The organism is Saccharomonospora sp. NPDC046836 (genome assembly GCF_040645195.1).
In the GTDB taxonomy this organism is placed as follows: domain Bacteria; phylum Actinomycetota; class Actinomycetes; order Mycobacteriales; family Pseudonocardiaceae; genus Prauserella_A.
Genome location: NZ_JBEYXW010000003.1, coordinates 84,072 through 101,380, shown reverse-complemented (window position 1 = coordinate 101,380; position 17,309 = coordinate 84,072). Strand labels below are relative to the sequence as shown.

Annotated in this window: 22 protein-coding genes and 1 tRNA gene; 7 read left to right on the top strand and 16 right to left on the bottom strand. The window is 68.1% G+C overall.

Going from position 1 to position 17,309, the window contains the following annotated elements:
* Nucleotides 1–9 precede the first annotated feature (9 nt).
* The 7 genes from ABZ863_RS05555 to ABZ863_RS05525 form a co-directional block, all read right to left on the bottom strand.
* The gene (locus ABZ863_RS05555) at nt 10–741 is read right to left on the bottom strand and encodes an ABC transporter ATP-binding protein (RefSeq protein WP_358531425.1); all 732 of its coding nucleotides are present in this window, start codon (nt 739–741) and stop codon (nt 10–12) included.
* On the bottom strand, nt 731–1,570 hold the full coding sequence (locus ABZ863_RS05550; protein WP_358531423.1) for an ABC transporter ATP-binding protein: 840 nt from the start codon (nt 1,568–1,570) through the stop codon (nt 731–733). Before ABZ863_RS05550 ends, ABZ863_RS05555 begins: the two co-directional genes overlap by 11 nt.
* On the bottom strand, nt 1,560–2,552 hold the full coding sequence (locus ABZ863_RS05545) for a branched-chain amino acid ABC transporter permease (protein ID WP_358531421.1): 993 nt from the start codon (nt 2,550–2,552) through the stop codon (nt 1,560–1,562). The genes ABZ863_RS05550 and ABZ863_RS05545 overlap by 11 nt, the downstream gene beginning before the upstream one ends.
* An 11-nt stretch (nt 2,553–2,563) precedes the next feature.
* Complete coding sequence (locus ABZ863_RS05540; protein WP_358531419.1) at nt 2,564–3,520, bottom strand: branched-chain amino acid ABC transporter permease; 957 nt, start codon at nt 3,518–3,520, stop codon at nt 2,564–2,566.
* Nucleotides 3,521–3,750: 230 nt separating this feature from the next.
* Nucleotides 3,751–5,799 (bottom strand): prolyl oligopeptidase family serine peptidase, encoded by a 2,049-nt coding sequence (locus ABZ863_RS05535; RefSeq protein WP_358531418.1) that lies wholly within the window; start codon nt 5,797–5,799, stop codon nt 3,751–3,753.
* A gap of 214 nt (nt 5,800–6,013) precedes the next feature.
* Nucleotides 6,014–7,621, bottom strand: coding sequence for an MFS transporter (locus tag ABZ863_RS05530; RefSeq protein ID WP_358531417.1), 1,608 nt, complete (start codon nt 7,619–7,621; stop codon nt 6,014–6,016).
* Nucleotides 7,622–7,724: 103 nt separating this feature from the next.
* A complete protein-coding gene (locus ABZ863_RS05525; protein ID WP_358531416.1) occupies nt 7,725–8,801 on the bottom strand; it encodes an NAD(P)/FAD-dependent oxidoreductase in 1,077 nt (358 codons plus the stop codon).
* A gap of 55 nt (nt 8,802–8,856) precedes the next feature.
* Between ABZ863_RS05525 and ABZ863_RS05520 the strand changes: the two genes are divergently transcribed.
* The 3 genes from ABZ863_RS05520 (at nt 8,857) to ABZ863_RS05510 (ending at nt 10,146) form a co-directional block, all read left to right on the top strand.
* Nucleotides 8,857–9,444: an XRE family transcriptional regulator gene (locus ABZ863_RS05520; RefSeq protein ID WP_358531414.1), complete on the top strand. Its 588-nt coding sequence runs from the start codon at nt 8,857–8,859 to the stop codon at nt 9,442–9,444.
* 73 nt (nt 9,445–9,517) lie between these two features.
* Nucleotides 9,518–9,736, top strand: a complete 219-nt coding sequence (locus ABZ863_RS05515) for a hypothetical protein (RefSeq protein WP_358531412.1) — start codon at nt 9,518–9,520, stop codon at nt 9,734–9,736.
* Nucleotides 9,733–10,146, top strand: coding sequence for a PIN domain nuclease (locus ABZ863_RS05510; RefSeq protein ID WP_358531410.1), 414 nt, complete (start codon nt 9,733–9,735; stop codon nt 10,144–10,146). The genes ABZ863_RS05515 and ABZ863_RS05510 overlap by 4 nt, the downstream gene beginning before the upstream one ends.
* 36 nt (nt 10,147–10,182) lie before the next feature.
* Here ABZ863_RS05510 and ABZ863_RS05505 read toward each other — a convergent pair whose 3' ends face one another.
* A complete protein-coding gene (locus ABZ863_RS05505; RefSeq protein ID WP_358531408.1) occupies nt 10,183–11,487 on the bottom strand; it encodes an aspartyl protease family protein in 1,305 nt (434 codons plus the stop codon).
* A 93-nt stretch (nt 11,488–11,580) separates the two neighbouring features.
* On the opposite strand from ABZ863_RS05505, the gene ABZ863_RS05500 reads away from it, so the two are divergent.
* Nucleotides 11,581–12,204 (top strand): helix-turn-helix domain-containing protein, encoded by a 624-nt coding sequence (locus ABZ863_RS05500; protein ID WP_358531406.1) that lies wholly within the window; start codon nt 11,581–11,583, stop codon nt 12,202–12,204.
* Between the two features lie 6 nt (nt 12,205–12,210).
* Here the strand turns inward: ABZ863_RS05500 and ABZ863_RS05495 are convergent, their stop codons facing one another.
* From ABZ863_RS05495 to ABZ863_RS05485, 3 genes are read right to left on the bottom strand one after another with little or no spacing between them, the layout of a single operon-like run.
* Nucleotides 12,211–12,630 (bottom strand): arsenate reductase ArsC, encoded by a 420-nt coding sequence (locus ABZ863_RS05495; RefSeq protein ID WP_358531404.1) that lies wholly within the window; start codon nt 12,628–12,630, stop codon nt 12,211–12,213.
* 17 nt (nt 12,631–12,647) lie between these two features.
* The gene (locus ABZ863_RS05490; protein WP_358531402.1) at nt 12,648–13,394 is read right to left on the bottom strand and encodes an MIP/aquaporin family protein; all 747 of its coding nucleotides are present in this window, start codon (nt 13,392–13,394) and stop codon (nt 12,648–12,650) included.
* Nucleotides 13,391–13,768 carry a metalloregulator ArsR/SmtB family transcription factor gene (locus tag ABZ863_RS05485; RefSeq protein WP_358531400.1) on the bottom strand — a complete coding sequence of 126 codons (378 nt, stop codon included), beginning with the start codon at nt 13,766–13,768 and terminating at the stop codon, nt 13,391–13,393. Before ABZ863_RS05485 ends, ABZ863_RS05490 begins: the two co-directional genes overlap by 4 nt.
* A gap of 89 nt (nt 13,769–13,857) precedes the next feature.
* Between ABZ863_RS05485 and ABZ863_RS05480 the strand changes: the two genes are divergently transcribed.
* Nucleotides 13,858–14,277 carry an ArsI/CadI family heavy metal resistance metalloenzyme gene (locus tag ABZ863_RS05480; protein WP_358531399.1) on the top strand — a complete coding sequence of 140 codons (420 nt, stop codon included), beginning with the start codon at nt 13,858–13,860 and terminating at the stop codon, nt 14,275–14,277.
* Between the two features lie 8 nt (nt 14,278–14,285).
* Here the strand turns inward: ABZ863_RS05480 and ABZ863_RS05475 are convergent, their stop codons facing one another.
* On the bottom strand, nt 14,286–14,474 hold the full coding sequence (locus ABZ863_RS05475; RefSeq protein WP_358531397.1) for a hypothetical protein: 189 nt from the start codon (nt 14,472–14,474) through the stop codon (nt 14,286–14,288).
* Nucleotides 14,475–14,697: 223 nt separating this feature from the next.
* Here ABZ863_RS05475 and ABZ863_RS05470 point away from each other — a divergent pair, with 223 nt between their 5' ends.
* The gene (locus ABZ863_RS05470) at nt 14,698–14,940 is read left to right on the top strand and encodes a Scr1 family TA system antitoxin-like transcriptional regulator (RefSeq protein ID WP_358531789.1); all 243 of its coding nucleotides are present in this window, start codon (nt 14,698–14,700) and stop codon (nt 14,938–14,940) included.
* Nucleotides 14,941–15,128: 188 nt separating this feature from the next.
* Here ABZ863_RS05470 and ABZ863_RS05465 read toward each other — a convergent pair whose 3' ends face one another.
* Both ABZ863_RS05465 and ABZ863_RS05460 read right to left on the bottom strand, forming a co-directional pair.
* Entirely contained in the window at nt 15,129–15,383 is a 255-nt protein-coding gene (locus ABZ863_RS05465; protein WP_358531395.1) for a hypothetical protein, read from the bottom strand.
* 117 nt (nt 15,384–15,500) lie between these two features.
* Nucleotides 15,501–15,574, bottom strand: a tRNA-Leu gene (locus tag ABZ863_RS05460).
* Nucleotides 15,575–15,696: 122 nt separating this feature from the next.
* Between ABZ863_RS05460 and ABZ863_RS05455 the strand changes: the two genes are divergently transcribed.
* Entirely contained in the window at nt 15,697–15,918 is a 222-nt protein-coding gene (locus tag ABZ863_RS05455; protein WP_358531394.1) for a DUF3618 domain-containing protein, read from the top strand.
* 36 nt (nt 15,919–15,954) lie between these two features.
* Here ABZ863_RS05455 and ABZ863_RS05450 read toward each other — a convergent pair whose 3' ends face one another.
* Together ABZ863_RS05450 and ABZ863_RS05445 are read right to left on the bottom strand one after the other, a co-directional pair.
* Nucleotides 15,955–16,500, bottom strand: coding sequence for a hypothetical protein (locus ABZ863_RS05450; RefSeq protein ID WP_358531392.1), 546 nt, complete (start codon nt 16,498–16,500; stop codon nt 15,955–15,957).
* 229 nt (nt 16,501–16,729) lie between these two features.
* Nucleotides 16,730–17,308 carry a helix-turn-helix domain-containing protein gene (locus ABZ863_RS05445; RefSeq protein ID WP_358531787.1) on the bottom strand — a complete coding sequence of 193 codons (579 nt, stop codon included), beginning with the start codon at nt 17,306–17,308 and terminating at the stop codon, nt 16,730–16,732.
* Nucleotide 17,309: the final 1 nt, after the last annotated feature.

Below are 17,309 nucleotides of genomic sequence, written 5' to 3'. Positions count from 1 at the left end.
GCGAACCTGTCATCGCGCACGGGCCAGGGTGCCGAGGTAGAGCTCGATCACCTTCGGGTCGTGCAGTAGCTCGGTGCCGGTACCGGTGTAGGCGTTGCGTCCCTGGTCGAGCACGTAGCCGCGGTCGCAGATCTGCAGGCACCGCCGGGCGTTCTGCTCCACCATCAGGATCGCCACGCCCGTGGCGTTGATCTGCCTGACCCGCTCGAACACCTGGTCCTGGTACCGCGGGGACAGACCGGCCGACGGCTCGTCGAGCAGCAGCACCCCGGGCGCCATCATCAGCGCCCGCCCCATGCCCAGCATCTGCCGCTCGCCGCCGGACATCGAACCGGCCTTCTGCCGCCTGCGCTGCCCGAGCACGCCGAACAGCTCCTCGACCGCGGCGACGCGTTCGGCGAACGCCTTCGGCCGCAGGTACGTACCCATGCGCAGGTTCTCCTCGACGGTCAGCGTGGGAAAGACGTTGTCCCGCTGGGGTACGTAGCCGATACCCCGCGAGACGAGCGCGTGTGCAGGCAGGCCCGTCACGTCCTCGCCGCGCAGGCGCACCGTGCCGCGGCGGATGTGTAGCAACCCGAACATGGCCTTGACCAGCGTCGACTTCCCTGCGCCGTTCGGGCCGATGACGCCGACCAGCTCACCGTCGCCGAGCACGAGACCGCAGCCCTCCAGCACGTTGAGCCCTGGCACGTAGCCTGCGACGAGGTCCTCTGCGCTCAACAGCGGCTCAGCGCTCATCGTCACCCACCCCCGGTTCGCCGTGCTCCGCGCCGAGGTAGGCATCGATGACGGCCGGGTTCTTCGCGATGACCGGCGGGGTGCCCTCGGCGACCACCTCGCCCTCGGCCATGCAGACCACCCAATCGCTGATGCCCATCACGACGTCCATGTCGTGCTCGACGAAGCACACCGTCATGCCCTCGTCCCGCAGATCCCGGACGTGCCCGAGCAGCGACTGCGTCAGCGCCGGGTTCACACCGGCCACCGGCTCGTCGAGCAGGACCATGGCGGGCCTGGCCATCAGCGCACGAGCCAGCTCGAGAAGCTTGCGCTGGCCACCGGACAGCGTCCCGGCGTAGGCGTCGCGCAGGTGGTCCAGCTGGAAACGGGTCAGCAGCTCGTCGGCCCGGTGTTCGATCTGCCGTTCCTGCGCTCGCCACAGCGGCGGCACCAGGGATGGCAGCAGCCGTTCACCCCGTTGCCCGGTGGCGGCCAGCTTGACGTTCTCCAGCACCGACAGCCGCGGGAGCGTCCGCGTCAGCTGGAACGTCCGCACCAGCCCGCGGCGAGCCACCCGGTGGGCGGGCAGGCCCGTCACCGGGGTGCCGTCGAACGTCCAGCTGCCCCGGTCGGCACGGTCGAATCCGCTGAGCACGTTGAACAGCGTGCTCTTGCCGGCGCCGTTGGGGCCGATCAGCGCCGTAATACTGCCCCGCTGCACCTCCAGGTGCTCGACGTGCACGGCGACGAGCCCGCCGAAGGCGCGGGTCACGCCGTCGACCACCAGCAGCGGATCGGGTTTGGCCACGCCGGGCGCGGCCGCGATGCCGGCGAGGTCAGCGCGCATTGACCAGCATCTCCCTTCTGCTGCCGAGCAGGCCCTGCGGCCGGAAGATCATGAGCAGCATCAGCCCGAGCCCGACGAGTGCGAACCGCACGGCGCCGACAGCGGGGGCGCTGATGACGCCCGCCGGGATGACGCCGGTGCCGATCGCCTGGCGCAGCGCGCTGTCGATGAAGGTCACGATCGCCCAGAACAGGATCGACCCGACGACCGGGCCGAGCACCCGCCCCGCGCCGCCCAATACCAGCAGCGTGTACAGGAAGAACGTGACGACGGGGTCGAAGTTGTCCGGGTTCACCGACTGGTTCTGGATGGCTAGCAGCATGCCGGCGAACGCCCCGATCGCTCCGCCGAGCACGAGGCTCTGCATCTTGTAGGCGTAGACGCCCTTGCCGAGGCTGCGCACGGCGTCCTCGTCCTCGCGGATCGAGCGGATGACCCGGCCCCACGGGCTGTGCACGAGCAAGGCGATGAACAGGGTCGCCAGCGCGACGATGCTCCACGTGACGATGAGCGCCCACAGGTCCAGCGCCGAGTAGCGGACGAGCCAGAAACCGTAGGTGTCGCGTGGAATCGGGCTGATGGCGTAGAAGTCGGTGGCGAACTGCTGGAGCCCGTAGACGCCGCCGGTCACCGGCTCGGCCCAGCTCGACCGGTAGAACAGCCGCAGTATCTCGCCGGCCGCGATCGTTGTGATGGCAAGGTATTCAGCGCGCAGCCGCAGTGTCGGCAGGCCGAGCAGCAGCGCGAGCACGACGGAGGAGCCGAGTCCGATCAGGACACCGGTCCACAGTGGTAGGTGGTACGTGGCCACGGATGCGGCGACGCCGTACGCCCCGACGAGCATGAACGCGACCTGCCCGAAGTTGAGCAGGCCGGTGTAGCCGAAGTGCAGGTTCAGTCCGATGGCGGCGAGCGCGTACACGGCGGCGATGGGGCCGATGCCGGCGCGCACCGCGTCCGAGAGGATCACCTGCCAGTCCACTGTGTACCCACCTAGCCCACGCGTTCGCGTTCACCGAGGATGCCCTGCGGCCGGATGAGCAGGACGACGATGAGCACGAGCAGTGCCCACGCGTTCTGCAGGTCGACCGGGAACCACAGGCTCGACATCTGCGCGACGATGCCGATCACGAAGCTGCCCACGATCGCGCCGTAGGCCGAGCCGAGCCCGCCGAGGATGATCGCGGCGAACATGAGCAGCAGCAACCGGAATCCCATGTCCCACGTGATGACCTGGGACAGGCCGGAGAAGATGCCGCCCAGCGCGGCGAGCCCGCCGCCGAGCACCCACACCACGAGCACGATCCGGTCGACGTCGATGCCGGAGGCCTCGGCGAGGTCGGGGTTGCTGGACAGCGCGCGGATCGCGGTGCCGGTCCGCGTGCGCTGCAGCAGCACCGCGACGCCGAACAGCACCAGCACCGAGAGCACGATGATGACCAGGTCGCGCGGAGTGATGCCGACCGGGCCGAGGGTGAGAGCCTGCTGGACGGCGTACTGGCGGTAGGTCTGTGGCTGCGTACCGAAGAACACGAGCACGAGGTGCCGTAAGAACAGGGACAGCCCGATCGTGATGATGAACAGGTTGATCAGGCCGACGCCCCGCCTGCGCAGCGGACGCCACAGCCCCACGTCGACGAGTCCGCCGAGCAGTGCCCCGACGGCGATGGCGGCCACCGCCGCCGGGATGAGGTGCCAGCCGGGCCCGCCCACGGCGGCGTTGAGATAGAACGCCACCACGGCCCCAATGGTGACCAGCTCACCGTGCGCGAAGTTGATCAAATGCGTGGTGCCGAAGATGAGCGAGAGACCGACCGCCGTGATGGCGATGATGGACCCGAACTGGATTCCGTTCACCAGGGACTGCAAGGCGCGGTCCAGGAAGCTCGGGCCCTGCAGGGTGCCGTTGCCCTGCGCCAGAGCTGTTGCGAGCAAGAGATGAACGCGCACACCCCACCTCGCGCGGGCTCGACCCTGCGGACGCTCGTTCCTCCAGACGCACAGTGTAGGCGTTTGGCCAGGTGATCAGCGTGGATGCGCCCGCGATGAGCCTGTCATCCGAATGTCAGAGGCATCTTCAGCAGAGCGGAGGAGACGCTTGGCGCGCTGGCCCGCGCGTGGGTGGGTGGTTCCCGCTGACGGCCACGGCGCGGGCTGCGCCGTGGCCGCCGCGGCCGTGGTCACCGCGCGGTAGCGGTCATGCCGAGCTGGTCCATCACGAACGCGAGGATCTCGGCGCGCTGCTCGGCGGCCGCCGCCGGATCGATGCTGCCGTGGCCCACGTCGTTCCAGACACGCAACAGGACCGGGTGACCGCTCGTGCTGGCGTGCTGCAGAGCCGCGGTGAACTTGCGCCCCTGAACCGGCGGGCAGCCGATGTCGTGCTCACCGAAGACCTGTAGCACCGCCGGGTATCGCACTCCGGGCTCGACGTTGTGACACGGCGAGTACGAATACAGCAGCCGGGCGTCAGCGGGATCGGTCGGGTCGCCGTAGTCCTTGGCGTACACGGCGCGGATCTCCTCGGCCCCGGGCACGCCGGCGAGCGGTTCGAGCACGTCCAGCACGGGTACCTGCGCGACGACGGCGCGCCACAGCTCCGGCTGTTGGACGGCGGCAACGCCGGCGAGCAGCCCGCCGTTGGACGCGCCGTGGAAGGCCAGCCTGCCCGGCGCCGCGATACCCCGCGCCAGCAGGTCCTCCGCGACAGCACGCAGGTCGTCGAAGACGTTCTGCTTGCGGTGCCGCCGTCCCGCCTCGTACCAGTCGCGTCCGTACTCGCTGCCGCCCCGCAGGCTCGCCCGCACGTACACGCCGCCGGCATCGAGAAACGGGAGTGCGTCTCCGGCGAAGGTGGGCAACCACGGCACATTGAAACCGCCGTAGGCGTTGACCAGCGCCGGTCGTGGTGTGCTGCGGTCGACGTCCGCCCGTGCCACCACGAAGTACGGGATCGTGGTGCCGTCGGCCGAGGTCGCGAAGTGCTGGTCGACGGTCAACCCGTCGAGTCCGGGACCCGCCTTGACGATCTCCAGTTCGACCGTGCGGGGGTCGAGGCGGTACGTCGTGTCGGCGGAGGTGAACGTGTCGGCGCAGAAGGTGAACTCGTCGGTCCGTGGGCGGGCACGGTCCAGTACGAGCCCGGAGGACGCGCTGGCTGCCGGCAGCGGAGCCACTCCCACCAGCGTCCCGTCGAGTTCGTACACACTGATGTCCAGTGCGACGTCGTGCAGCGCGGAGACGACCAGTCGACCGTCCACAATGTCCAGTGAACGGAGCACTCTTTCGCTCGCGGGGATGATCTCCCGCCAGGTCGAGGAGTCGGTCGAGGTCGCCGCCGGTATGGCGACGACGCGCCCACGTGGGTCGTCGGTGGCGATCGCGAGGTAGGTGTCGTCGTCGAGCCAGTCACCGTAGAGCTCCGCGTCGAAACCCTCCGGCGTGAACCGCCGCCACTGCCAGGTGGTGACATCGCCGATCACCGAGGCGACGTACTCGTGGGGGACGGTCACCCCGAGTACGTACCTGCCGCCACGCGATACCTGTGGGGTCAGCCCGAGCGCGGTGGGCGAGACGTCCGCGAAGTCGAACACCGCCTCGGCGCGTGTCCCGGTGGCCGGAGTGACCGGCACGAGACGCAGTGCGTGCCGCCCGTCCTCGGCGCGGCGGTACGCGACGAAGCCGCTGCTGTCGGGCAGCCAGGCGACTCGCAGCATGTTGCCCTGCAACGTGGGTTCCGCGATGTCGAGAAGCCTGCCGGTGTCGACGTCGACGACGCCGTAGTGGCCGAACGGTTCACCGCCCGCGGAGTGACTGAATGCGACGAAACGCCCGTCTGGTGACGGGATCGCATATAACAGCACCGTGCTCCGCCCGTCGCCGCGTTGCGCGGTGAGCGCGGCGGCGTCGACGAGAACCCGCCCGGCGTCGTTGCGCCGCGTGGCGACCCGGACGGCCTGTGCGCTCGCGTCGTCGTTGCGTCCGATCCAGAACCAGCGACCCGCCGTCGCGATCTTGATGGCGAGAAAGCTCTCCGCGCGGGAGGGCAGCGTGCGCAGCGTCGCCAGCGCGGTGTCGAAGTGCGGGGAGGACCGCAGAGTCCCGACCGCCCGCGCGACCTGCTCCTGCTGCCAGCGCCGCACCTCGGCGGTGTCCTCGCTCAGCCAGTCGTAGGGATCGGTGAAGGTAACGGTGCCAATCGTCTTGCTGATCGGCCGACGTGGTGTCACGAGTTATCTCCCAGATGTTGATGTCATTTGGATGATGACATCATCTGAGCGTCGAGAGGTAGCTGTCAAGTTTCGGGCATGACGAGGCCCCAGCGCCCCCCCCTGACGGCGCTGGGGCCTCCACGCGTGCCGATGAAACACGTTCGGGAGGGGGACGCGCGGGTACCGCGGCTCTTACGCGGGTTCGGTTGCCTTTTTCGGCGGGGTGTTCGGCTCAGCGCACGCTGCGCGCCCGGCTCGTGTCCTTGGCGTGGTATTCAGCCAGTAGCTGCTGCTCTCGCTCCCTGCGAGGGAACAGGAAGTAGACGATCGCGGCACCGAGCACGATCGCGACGATTCCGGCGATGTAGGCCCAGTGTGCGCCGGACAGGAACGACGACTTCGCGGCGGCGATGATCTGTTGCGAGTACTGGGGGTATCGGTTGGCGAGGTCGGCCGCGCTGGAGAACGACTTGGTGAGCTGGTTCTGCACGCTGCCGGAGACCTGCCCCGCGTCGGGCGCGGCCGCGATCGTCGCCGCGAACGCCGCCGCGTATCCGGCCGTGAGCAGCGCACCGAAGATCGACTGGAGGATTGCGCCGCCCAGGTCACGCTGCAGGTCGGCGGTGCCGGAGGCCATCCCGGCGCGTTCGACGGGCACGGCGCCCGTCAGCGAGTGCGAGGCGGGGGTGCCTGCGAAGCCGACGCCGATCCCGATGAACACGTAGGCGATGGCGACCTGCCAGTACGGGCTGCTCTCCCGCCAGAGCAGGAGCATCGACAGGAACGCGAGCAGGAGGAACACGTACCCGGTGAGCAGCGTGAACCGGGCCCCTTGGCTCTCGACGAGCTTCGCCGAACGGGGCGCGACGATGATCATGAAGACGACCGCGGGCAGGAAGGCGCTGCCGGCTTCCAGCGACGAGTAGCCGAGCACGTTCTGCAGGAACTGCTGGCTCACGAATGCCGAGCCCATGAGGGAGCCGAACACGATGATCCCGGCGCACGCGGCGACCCAGAAGATGCGCCGCCCCGCGACGTGCAGGTCGTACAGCGGGTGCCGGGCACGCAGCTGCCGGATGACGAACGCGATCAGCGCGGCGAGGGCGAGTACCCCGAGGCCGAGCGCGAGCTGCCCCTTGCCAGGCACCGGCGCGAAGTTGATCGCCAGGATGACCGCGCCCACCAGGCATACGGACAGCACGCCGCCGAGGTTGTCTACCGGGTCGGTGGTCTCGTTGACGTGGCCCGGCACCAGGAACACGGCCATCAGCAGGGCAACGACGGCGAGTGGCAGCGTCACGAGGAAGACCGACCCCCACCAGAAGCTCTCCAGGAGCGCGCCGGCCACGAGTGGGCCCAGCGAGGCGATCCCGCCGCCGATCGCCGACCACAACGCGATCGCCTTCGTGCGCCCCGGCCCCGACCACAGCGCGGCGATGAGTGCCAACGTCGTCGGATACGCCAGGCCGGCGGACAGGCCGCCGAGCACACGGGCCAGGAACAGGACCGTGTCGGACGGGGCGTACGCGGCGAGCAGGCAGGCCGGGATGGACAGCACCATGCCGAGGATGAGCATCAGCTTGCGCCCGTAGCGGTCACCGACCGCGCCGAGATAGATGACCGAGGCGGCGAGGCCGAGTGAGTAGCCGACCGAGATGAGGTCGAGGGCTGTCTGTGAGGAGTCGAACGCCACGCCGATCGAGGGCAGCGCGACGTTCGCGACGGACAGGTTCAGGTTCGCCACGCCCGCCACCACGATCAGCGAGGTGAGCACCAGCCCGGCCCGCGCGGGTGCCGCGACGGGTACGGCGGTGTTCGTGCCCCCTGCCGGATGGGCCATCTCCCCAGTTCAGCGCTTCCGGGCGGGCGACCCATCACCTGAGAAGGGTGAAGCTGTACCAGGGCGCAGCGGCAAGGTGCCCGGAATATCCGAAGTGGACGTCCTAAGTGGTCTTATGTGTCAGGCCGTGCCGCCGGTCGCCCATGGTCTTTTCACAGATACGGGCTTCGTTCTCGGCCGAGAACGGGGCCCGGTAGGCGGCGACGGCCTGGCGGGTGTCCTCGGCGACCAGGTCGGCGTTGAGCTGAGCTGCCGCGAAAGCGGCTGCCGCTGCGGCGGCCCCCACCTGGGCAGTGATATCGGTGACGTTGCCCGCGGCCCAGATTCCGGGCACATCGGTGCGGCCGGTCGGATCCGTCGGGATGTACTCGCCGAGCCCCGTCGGGTGGTCCGCCGGCTGCAGTCCGAGCGCCGTCAGGAGGCCGCTGCGCGCCACCATTCGCGGCGCAACCGCCAGCGCATCGCGGCTGACCACCGTTCCGTCACTGAGCCGTACCCCGGTGAGGCGGTCCTCGACGACCTCCAGCGACGCGACCGCGCCCTCCACGACCCTGATGCCGCGGGCAGCCAACTGCTCGGCCTCCTCGCCGGCCGGTCGCGGCGACGTGTGGGTGAAGAACGTGACATCGGCGCTCCATTGCCGGAACAGCAACGCCTGGTGCACCGACAGCGGCCCGCTGAACAGGACACCGATGGCCTGGTCACGGACCTCCCAGCCGTGACAGTACGGGCAGTGCAACACGTCCCGGCCCCACCGAGCCCGCAGTCCCAGCCCCTCCGGCAGTTCATCGGCCAGCCCGGTGGCCACCAGCAGCCGGCGCGCGCGGACCGTCCGGCCGTCGGCGAACGACACCGTGAACGCGGTCGCCTCCGTGTTGTCGTTGTCCTCGGGGGTCACCGCGCTGACCTCGCCAGGCACCACCTGCGCGCCGTAGCCACGGACCTCTGCCCGGCCGCGCTCCAGCAACTCCGCAGGCGCGATGCCCTCCCTTGCCAGCAGCCCGTGCACGCCGATAGCCGGTGCGTTACGCGGGTCCCCCGCGTCGATCACCAGCACCGACCGTCGCGCCCTGGCCAGCTGGAGCGCCCCGCTCAACCCCGCGGCCCCACCGCCGACCACCACCACGTCATAGCCGTCATTCAGCTGATCGGTCACTACGACCACCTCCAGGGAAACCATGCGACTTGTCCGGCAGAGTTGGCAACTATGTTTGCTGTTCTGGCAAACTGGCCGCATGGACGACGATCTCGACCAGGCTCTCGGCGCGGTCGGGCCCCGGCTGCGTGCGTTGCGCCAGCAGCGCGACATCAGGCTGGCCGACCTGTCGGCAGAGACCGGCATCTCGGTGAGCACGCTGTCCCGGCTGGAGTCCGGTGCCCGTCGGCCGACCCTGGAACTTCTGCTTCCCCTTGCCAAAGCCCATGGTGTCACGCTCGACGAACTCGTCGACGCGCCACCCACCGGCGATCCGCGCATCCACCTGCGCTCGGTTACCCGTCACGGCATGATCATGCTGCCCCTGACTCGCCGAGCCGGCGGCATCCAGGCCTACAAGCTCGTGCTCCCGGGCAGCGGCGAGCGTGGGGAACCCGACCCACGGACCCATGAGGGCTACGAATGGTTGTATGTCCTCAATGGACGGCTGCGGCTCGTCCTCGGTGAACACGACCTGGTGCTCTCGCCCGGCGAAGCGGCAGAGTTCGACACCCGCGTGCCGCATTGGTTCGGCGCCGCCGATGCCGAACCGGTCGAGTTTCTCAGTTTGTTCGGCAAGCAGGGCGAACGCGCACACCTGCGCGCCCGCCCCACGACGGGGCCCTAATACCGCCTAGGAAGTCCTAGATATCCGACGAAGATATCTGTAATACCCTCGTCGTGCGAAGGACGGTGATCCCATGACGGTTGCGAAGACCCCGATCGAGATCGACCAGGAGGCCCTGGCGATAGCCGCCGAGGTCCTCGGTACGAAGACGACGAAGGACACGGTGAACGCAGCCCTCCGCGAAGTCGGGCAACGGTTGGTGCGGCTGCGAGCTCTGGCCGGGCTTGGCGAAATGGCCGACCGCGGAGACTTCGATGAGTTCGTCGGCAACAGGGCGGCCTACCGCCGGTGACACCTGCCCTGTACCTGATCGACACCTCCGGCATGTTCCGGATCTTGCACGAGGCCAAGCTGCGCCAGGCATGGTCGGACCATCTTGCCGCCGGTGTGATCGCAACCTGCCCAGTCGTCGAGTCGGAGTTCCTCTTCTCCGCGCGATCGCTCGCCGATCGTCTGGAGAAGGTGCGGCTTCTGCATGACCTGTTCTGCTGGGTGCCGATGAGTGAACACGCCTGGCAACGCGCAGCCGAGGTCCAGCAACTCCTCACCGAGACCGGACAGCACCGGTCGGCCGGTCCTATCGATCTGGTCATTGCCGCCACAGCGGAGCGGGCGAACCTCACCGTGCTGTGCGATGACCGCGATTTCGAGACCGTAGCCGCCCTCACCGGACAGTCCGTCAAGCTGGTCACCGACATCTGACGTCCCGGACGACGGCACTACCGAACCTCAGGCGGGTCACGCCGTAGATGCGGCAAGAAAAAGGCGCATCCCGTCGAAGTCGAATGTCAGTGCGTAGGGGCGGAAGAACTGGTGCGAGACGATGCCGCCGACGGAGTACTCGCGGCGCGTGAGCCCATCCTGGCGCAGGGCGTCCTCCAGATCGGCTTCGGGGAAGTAGACACCGTTGAGGTTTCGGCCGGTCACTTCCCCGAGCGTGAGTGTGTCCAGCGCGAAGGGCACGGCCTGGACGGTGCCACCGGCGCCAGGGGTGCGCGTGGCGTCGTCGTGTCGCAGGCTGATGTTTGCCCTCTCGACGGTGGATTTCGTGCTCGCGAAGGCGATTCCAGCGCCGCCGGTGTCCACAAGCAGCGGCATTGGGTCGCTGTCGTTGACGGCGCCCCGAGCGAGGATGTAGTGCGTGCCGGACAGCCAGAAGGGCACGATCTGTTGCCTTTCCTGGGCGGCCTGCTGTTCGAATGACCGTAGTCGGTCCGGTGTCCTGGGACGGAGGATCAGCGCCTGGCCGGGATAGTCGATTGTGGACAGATGGTGGTAGAGCAGGGCTGTGCCGATGGTGCCCTTCACCTGGACCCCACCGAGTGCCTCGGCGAACCCCAGCGCGGTGAAGTCCATGATCTTTACTGGCACATCGTGGATCCGAAGGTCGCCGAGCGTCAGTGCATTCAGGACTCCGTGAGTTTCGGTTCCTTGTTTCCCGCCCGCTCCGGTGATCGGGGTCGAGCCGAAAGTCGGTACCTGTAGTTCGTCGGCGAGCGACCGGTCGAGGTAGGTCTCGTGGCCACCGGTGTCGATGAAGAACGGGACCACCTTTCCGTGGCCCACCTCGACGTTGACCACCGGAATGGGGTCGACGATCTCGAAAGGCACCCGGACCTCGCGTGCACCATCGTCGGCGCGGTATGGGGTGATGCCGGCGAACGCCTCCAGTTTCCGTGCGACCACGTCGATCTGCCGACGCCGGTCGTCGTCGAGGAGGCCGGCCAGCCGGTGCAGCCAGGCCCCCGCCGACGGAAAGTCGTCTCGCCGGTAGGCCGCCTCCGCCAGGTTCTGCAGCGTGGACACCGTGTGCGTGCTGTCCGGTGCGCGCTCGATGAGGCGCCTCAGCGAGGTTGTCGCGGTGCCGAGGTCGTTGCCCAGCAGTGCCACCGAACCCGCACCCCGCAGCGCATCGAGATGCCCGGGATCAGCCTCCAGCGCCCGCTGGTAGGCGCTGCCGGCTTCCGAAAACCGGCCGGCGCGGTACCAGCGGTCTCCCTCCGCGACATCCTGCTCCGCCGATGTGACCACACGCTCGGACATGCCACCCTCCAAATACTGATTGGTATCTGAATACGGACCAGTATTCAGATACCATGGTGGATGTCAAGCAGCGAGGTCAGACGAGGAGACCGCATGGCGAAGGAACGACTGACGCGGCAGGAACAGCAGCAGCGCAACCGCGTCAACCTGCTGACCGCGGCCGAGAAGGTGTTCGCCGAACGCGGCATCCAGGGCGCCTCGCTGGACGAGGTGGCCGCGGAGGCCGGACTCACCAAGGGCGCCGTCTACTCCAACTTCGCCAGCAAGGAAGAGCTCGTCCTCGAACTCATGCGGCAGCGGATGAGCGAACGCGCACGAACCCAGGCAGAGCGCCTACTCTGCGCGGATCGCCCGGCCGAAGAGCTGGTCACCGAGTTCGGCGAGTACTGGACGGCGACATTCCGCGAGGAGGAGCAGCAGCTCTACCTCCGGGTAGTCATGGAGTTCCTGGTCCACGCGCTGCGCCATCCCAACGCCAAGGACCAGCTACGGGAACTGCTGTTCCCGCCGACCGCGATGGAACGCCACCCGCTGGTCCCGCCGGGCAGCGAACTGGCCAAGCTCCCGCCGGAGGACGCCGACACCATCCTGAAAGCCCTGGAGATCGGCATGGGAATACTCGCCCTGCTCGATCCCGAGCACCGCCCTGCGGAACTTTTCGGCGTGGCACTAGAACTGTTGGCCGGCATGGGTGTCGACGAGTCACGAATTCCGTGATAGCGGTTACGGTGTCGCCTCGATGCCGAGGTCGGCGAGGAGGCCGCGGACGCGTTGTTCGATGGTGTCGCGGATGGGACGCACGGCCTCGACGTCCTGGCCTGCGGGATCGTCGAGGGGCCAGTCCAGGTAGCGCGTGCCGGGGAAACAGGGGCAGGCGTCTCCGCAGCCCATGGTGACGACCACGTCGGAGGACTGCACGGCGTCGGCGGTGAGCACCTTCGGGATCTCGGCGGAAATGTCGATGCCGATCTCCCGCATCGCCTGCACCACCGCGGGGTTGACCTGGTCGGCGGGTGCGGAGCCGGCGGAGCGGACCTGGACCCGGCCCGGGGCGAAATAGGTGAGGAAGGCTGCGGCCATCTGGGATCGGCCTGCGTTGTGCACGCAGACGAACAACACCGATGGTGCGGCTGACGGATTCATGCGGGGCCTGTCTTTCTTCAACGTGCGGGGTTGGCCAGGTGGTCGGCGTCGTGGGGGAGGGTGACGTCGTCGTCGCCGGGGGTCGGGCGGCCGAACACGATGGCCATCAGCCCCAGCCCGGCCGCGCCGCCGATCAGTTGTGCGGCGAGGAATGGCGGCACGGAGCCGGGCGCGATGCCCGCGAAGGTGTCGGTGAATGCGCGGCCAATGGTCACTGCGGGGTTGGCGAAGCTGGTGGAGGAGGTGAACCAGTAGGCCGCCCCGATGAAGGAGGCGACCGTGGCCGGGGCGAGGTGGGCGCGGCCGGTGCGGGTCAGGCCGAAGATCAGCAGGATCAGCCCGGCGGTGGCGACGACCTCGCCGAGCCAGAGGTGGGGAGCGAACCGGTCGTGGGTGGACCACGCCACCAGCGGCTGGGCGAACATCGCGTCGGCCAGGACCGCGCCGCTGACCGCCCCCGCGATCTGAGCGGACACGTAGGCCAGGACGGCATGCGGGGGCGGGCCATTCCCGTCACGGCGATCGGTGAGGTAGGCGGCGAGCGTGACAACCGGGTTGAAATGCGCACCGGAGATGGGGCCGAACAGGACGATCAGCACGGCAAGGCCAAGCACGGTCGCCAGCGAGTTGGCCAGCAGCTGAATCCCGACGTCGCGAGTCAGACCGGTGGCCTGGATGCCGGAGCCGACCACCACGGCCACCAGCGCCGCTGTGCCAACGAATTCGGCCGTCGCCCGCCGCGCAAGTGGCGGCTGTCCGCTCACGCGCTGACTTCCATGGCTGTTGCGGGGGCCTGGAGCAGGGCCGAAAGCCGTGCCAGCGTGGCTGGCAGCACCCAGTAGTAGACCCAGGTCCCGCGGCGCTCGCAGTCCACCAGGCCCGCCTCCCGCAGCACCTTCAGGTGGTGGGAGATCGTCGGCTGCGACACGTCGAACGGGCCAATCAGCTCGCACACGCATGCCTCGCCGCCCTCATGCGAGGCGATCAGTGACAACAGGCGCAGCCGCACCGGGTCCGACAACGCCTTGAACATCCGCGACAGCTCGGCCGCGTCGTCCTCGCCCAGCGGTTCCCGGGCCATCGGCGCGCAGCATGACGTGCCCTGCTCGGCGAGCGGCAGACCGCCTTGTTTCGACATGCCTCTATGTTGACGGCTATCTAATCCGATGGCAATCTCTCTTGTATCGATGTTTGTCGATACAGGCTCTCTAGTGATGGGAGATCGTCATGTCTCGTGTCCAGCTGGCCCTGCGCGTCGCCGACCTGGAGGCCTCCATCGCGTTCTATTCCACGCTGTTCGGCACCGAACCGGCCAAGCGCCGCGACGGCTATGCCAACTTCGCCATCGCCGAGCCGCCGCTGAAGCTCGTGCTCATCGAGGGCGAGCCGGGGCAGGACACCCGGCTGGACCACCTCGGCGTGGAGGTCGCCACCACCGACGAGGTCCTCGCGGCCACCGCCCGGCTGAAGGACGCCGGCCTGGCGACGTTCGAGGAGAACGACACCTCGTGCTGCTATGCCCGTCAGGACAAGGTGTGGGTGACCGGCCCTGGCAGCGAGCCGTGGGAGGTCTACGTGGTCAAGGGTGACGCCGACACGCTCGGCAAGAGCGCCACGGAAGCGGCGGGTTGTGTCTGCGGCAGCTAGCGAAAGGTCTACACCGGGGCCCGGAACCGGCGTCGGCCCTCGGTGCACCACTTGCACGCTTGCCGTGTCATCACCGTCTGCGCCACACCGCTCAACAGGGCGAACTTCGGTTCGAAGGTGAACCCTTCGCCACCACAGCTGTTGCACAGCACCGCGACGCTACGCGGGTCCGGTGCGTCGTCCTCGCGCTCGGTCATACGGGGCCCCCTCCACACGTGCGGCAACAGATGGTCTCGACGTCGCCCGATTGCTCGATCTGCTCGTCACTTGAGCTTGGCCACGGTCTCACGCTTCTCGATCTCGTGCCAGCCCCGCGCTTCTTCGGCCACCAGGTCGCGATGCGGTAGCACTGGGCAGGCCACCTGCTGGTGGTGCAGATCGACCTCCCGTGCCGTCTGGGCGTTTGAGCGCCTCGCGGGCCTGGCGCACGTTCGGCTCGGCGTGCTCCCGCTTGACACCGTGCTGCCCACCATCACCATGCACGGCTACACGATCCTCGACGACACGGTCACGATCGAGGTCAACCACACTGATGTCATCGCCACAGATCCCGATGACGTGGCCCTCTACCGCGCCCTCACAGACCGGTTGTGGGACGTGGCCGCCGAGGGCGACGACGCACGCACCCTCCTCGCGCGCGTCGCTACCCACGCCCCGCACTAGCTCGTCACCACGATCCGTCGAAGTAGCGGTCGTTCTCGGCTGCCGGCGGCGACGCTGCCGCACAATCGCTTTCCGGGCCTGCTCCTCGGTGGGCTCGTCGAGCGCTCGGCGGAACAGCCTCGGCGCGGCATGTACGGCGAGCCATACGAGCCTGTCGAGAGTGCGCTGGAGCGTGCGACGAAGGCGGCTCATCGGGTCGCCGCGTCGCCATAGGCGCCTGGCTGGTCTTCGAGCGTTTGGCCGAACTCACCATGGGTCCAGATGTGCAGGGCGCTCAGCGCCAACCGGTACGCCGAAGCCTCCCTCTTGTAGAGGCGTTGGAGGTATGGATCTGCGTCTACCTTGGCCTCCGCCAACGCCTCGTCTCGCATCCCAGCAAGCCGTTCGGCGACCAGCGTGAAGTTCTTCCGCAGCTCGACTGCGGGCATCTGTATCTGGGGCATGGAGTCCCTTCCGGGTCTGTCTCCATGCCGCTATTCCGGCGTTTGCTGTATTTCTGCTGCACGACGCCCGAGGATGCGGGTGAGGGTCGATACATCGCTGCAGGTCAGGGGGTGTTGTGGGCCCGGTGGGACTCGAACCCACACTGGCACGGACCTAAACCGTGTGCCTCTGCCAATTGGGCTACGGGCCCGACCCGATCAAGCCTAGCGGTACTGGTAACGCGGTCGAATCGGCGTGGCAGATGGGGTGGCCGCAGGTCGGCTGATCTACCGTGGCAGGCTGCTGCCAAGCATGCTCAGCGAGGGAGGATACGTGGCTCGCGATCCGGAGACCATCGAACGCGACATCGAGAAGGCGAGGGAGGCGCTGGCCACCACGCTGGACCAGCTCGGCACCCGGGCCAGCCCGAAGCGGCTCGCCGACAACGCCAAGACGAGCCTGACCGCCAAGCTCGAGGAGCCCAAGGTGAAGTTCCCGCTGATCGGCGCTGGTGTGCTGATCGCGGTGCTCCTGGTGCGCAAGCTACTGCGCTGACGCACCGACGGTGCGTCAGCAGCCCCAACGTGGGGTTCAGCCGGCCGCGCTGGCCTGTCCAGCTGCGCGCGGCCGGCTTCCGGCGGCGCTGGACGCGTAGTTGTTCTCGGCCCGGGGCGTGTTGCTCTTGTTCTGCCGGCTCGGGGTCTCCTTCTTCGCCGCGGTCTTGGGGCTCTTGCTGAGTTCCTTGCGCGGCACCCCACGCCTCGTCGGCTTCGCGGCCGCCTCGCCATCGTTCTTGTTCGCGGCAGCTCGCCGGGATCTCGGCTTCGGCTGCTCGGGCGTGGTCGCCACCTTCCCCGCGGCTTCCGTCTTGTTCTCCAGCTCCTCGCTCTCCGGCTCGGAGCGCGCGAGGCGAGCCGTCATGTAGACGCTCGTGAACTCCAGCGCGCTGCCGTTGAGCAGATGCACGACCGTCGGGCTCGCGCCCTCGGGCGCGATCTTCTCGACCAGCTGGTCGGCCCGATCGCGCGCCGCGATGATCCCCGGCGCCCTGTCGTCGAGTTCCTTCCCCCACCCGGCGACCGTGACAGTCCAGTCGTCGTCTTCCTGCACATACACGGCAGTGATCGCTTGCGCCACCAGTCCACCCCTCTTCCGACAGCGTTGCCCACAGTGGGAGACTGTTTCGGCGCTGTCTTATGACGCCAGTTCACAAACAACCCGATCGGGTGTGCCCGTCAGGCGCTCGTTGAGATTCTGTTACGTTTTCGTCGATCCAGCAATACGACAATGTGTCAGAAACTACTGAGCGTGAGAACACTCTCAGTGTGTCACTACTTAGGGCAGTTCACCGATCTCGCTCGGTTGATTATCGGGTAGCAAGCCGCTCCAGGCCGTACCACAGCAGGTCCATGGCGTGTTGCGTGGCGACTTCGGGGGTGACGTCCTCGTGCCGCTCGCACCAGATGGCGAGCCGCTCGCAGCCCCCGACGACGAATTCCGCTGCCGCTTCGACGCGGCCGGCATCGGCGTCATCGAAGTAGCCAGTCATCAATGCGGCGATCAGGTCCGTCTGCTGCTGGCGGGTCGCCTCGATCTCCTGTGCCGCCGACGTGCCGATGAGGGTCGACTCGTGCCGTACCAGTGCCCACGCCTGCCTGCGCTCACGGATGAACACGAAGAACGCCTGCAAGCCGCGGCGCATCGCGTCCTGCGCGTCTGTTGCGCCGGCCACGGCCTGCTCGGTGACGTGCCGCAGTTGGGCCCTCGCCTCGCTGATGCACGCGAGGAGCAGGCCTTCCTTGGAGTTGAAGTACTCGTAGAGCATCGGCTTGGACACGCCGACCCGGTCGGCGATGTCGTCCATGGATGCCGCGGAGTATCCGCGTTCGGCGAACACGATTTCGGCGATCTCGACCATCTGCCGCTCACGCTGCGCACGGGGCATG

Coding starts and splice junctions, on each gene's coding strand:
- ABZ863_RS05520 (WP_358531414.1), top strand. CDS start 8,857: ATGGACGACGATCTCGACCAGGCTCTCGGCGCGGTCGGGCCCCGGCTG.
- ABZ863_RS05480 (WP_358531399.1), top strand. CDS start 13,858: ATGTCTCGTGTCCAGCTGGCCCTGCGCGTCGCCGACCTGGAGGCCTCC.
- ABZ863_RS05530 (WP_358531417.1), bottom strand. CDS start 7,621: ATGGCCCATCCGGCAGGGGGCACGAACACCGCCGTACCCGTCGCGGCA.
- ABZ863_RS05525 (WP_358531416.1), bottom strand. CDS start 8,801: ATGGTTTCCCTGGAGGTGGTCGTAGTGACCGATCAGCTGAATGACGGC.
- ABZ863_RS05550 (WP_358531423.1), bottom strand. CDS start 1,570: ATGCGCGCTGACCTCGCCGGCATCGCGGCCGCGCCCGGCGTGGCCAAA.
- ABZ863_RS05475 (WP_358531397.1), bottom strand. CDS start 14,474: ATGACCGAGCGCGAGGACGACGCACCGGACCCGCGTAGCGTCGCGGTG.
- ABZ863_RS05505 (WP_358531408.1), bottom strand. CDS start 11,487: ATGTCCGAGCGTGTGGTCACATCGGCGGAGCAGGATGTCGCGGAGGGA.
- ABZ863_RS05445 (WP_358531787.1), bottom strand. CDS start 17,308: ATGCCCCGTGCGCAGCGTGAGCGGCAGATGGTCGAGATCGCCGAAATC.
- ABZ863_RS05465 (WP_358531395.1), bottom strand. CDS start 15,383: ATGCCCCAGATACAGATGCCCGCAGTCGAGCTGCGGAAGAACTTCACG.
- ABZ863_RS05495 (WP_358531404.1), bottom strand. CDS start 12,630: ATGAATCCGTCAGCCGCACCATCGGTGTTGTTCGTCTGCGTGCACAAC.
- ABZ863_RS05500 (WP_358531406.1), top strand. CDS start 11,581: ATGGCGAAGGAACGACTGACGCGGCAGGAACAGCAGCAGCGCAACCGC.
- ABZ863_RS05515 (WP_358531412.1), top strand. CDS start 9,518: ATGACGGTTGCGAAGACCCCGATCGAGATCGACCAGGAGGCCCTGGCG.
- ABZ863_RS05555 (WP_358531425.1), bottom strand. CDS start 741: ATGAGCGCTGAGCCGCTGTTGAGCGCAGAGGACCTCGTCGCAGGCTAC.
- ABZ863_RS05485 (WP_358531400.1), bottom strand. CDS start 13,768: ATGTCGAAACAAGGCGGTCTGCCGCTCGCCGAGCAGGGCACGTCATGC.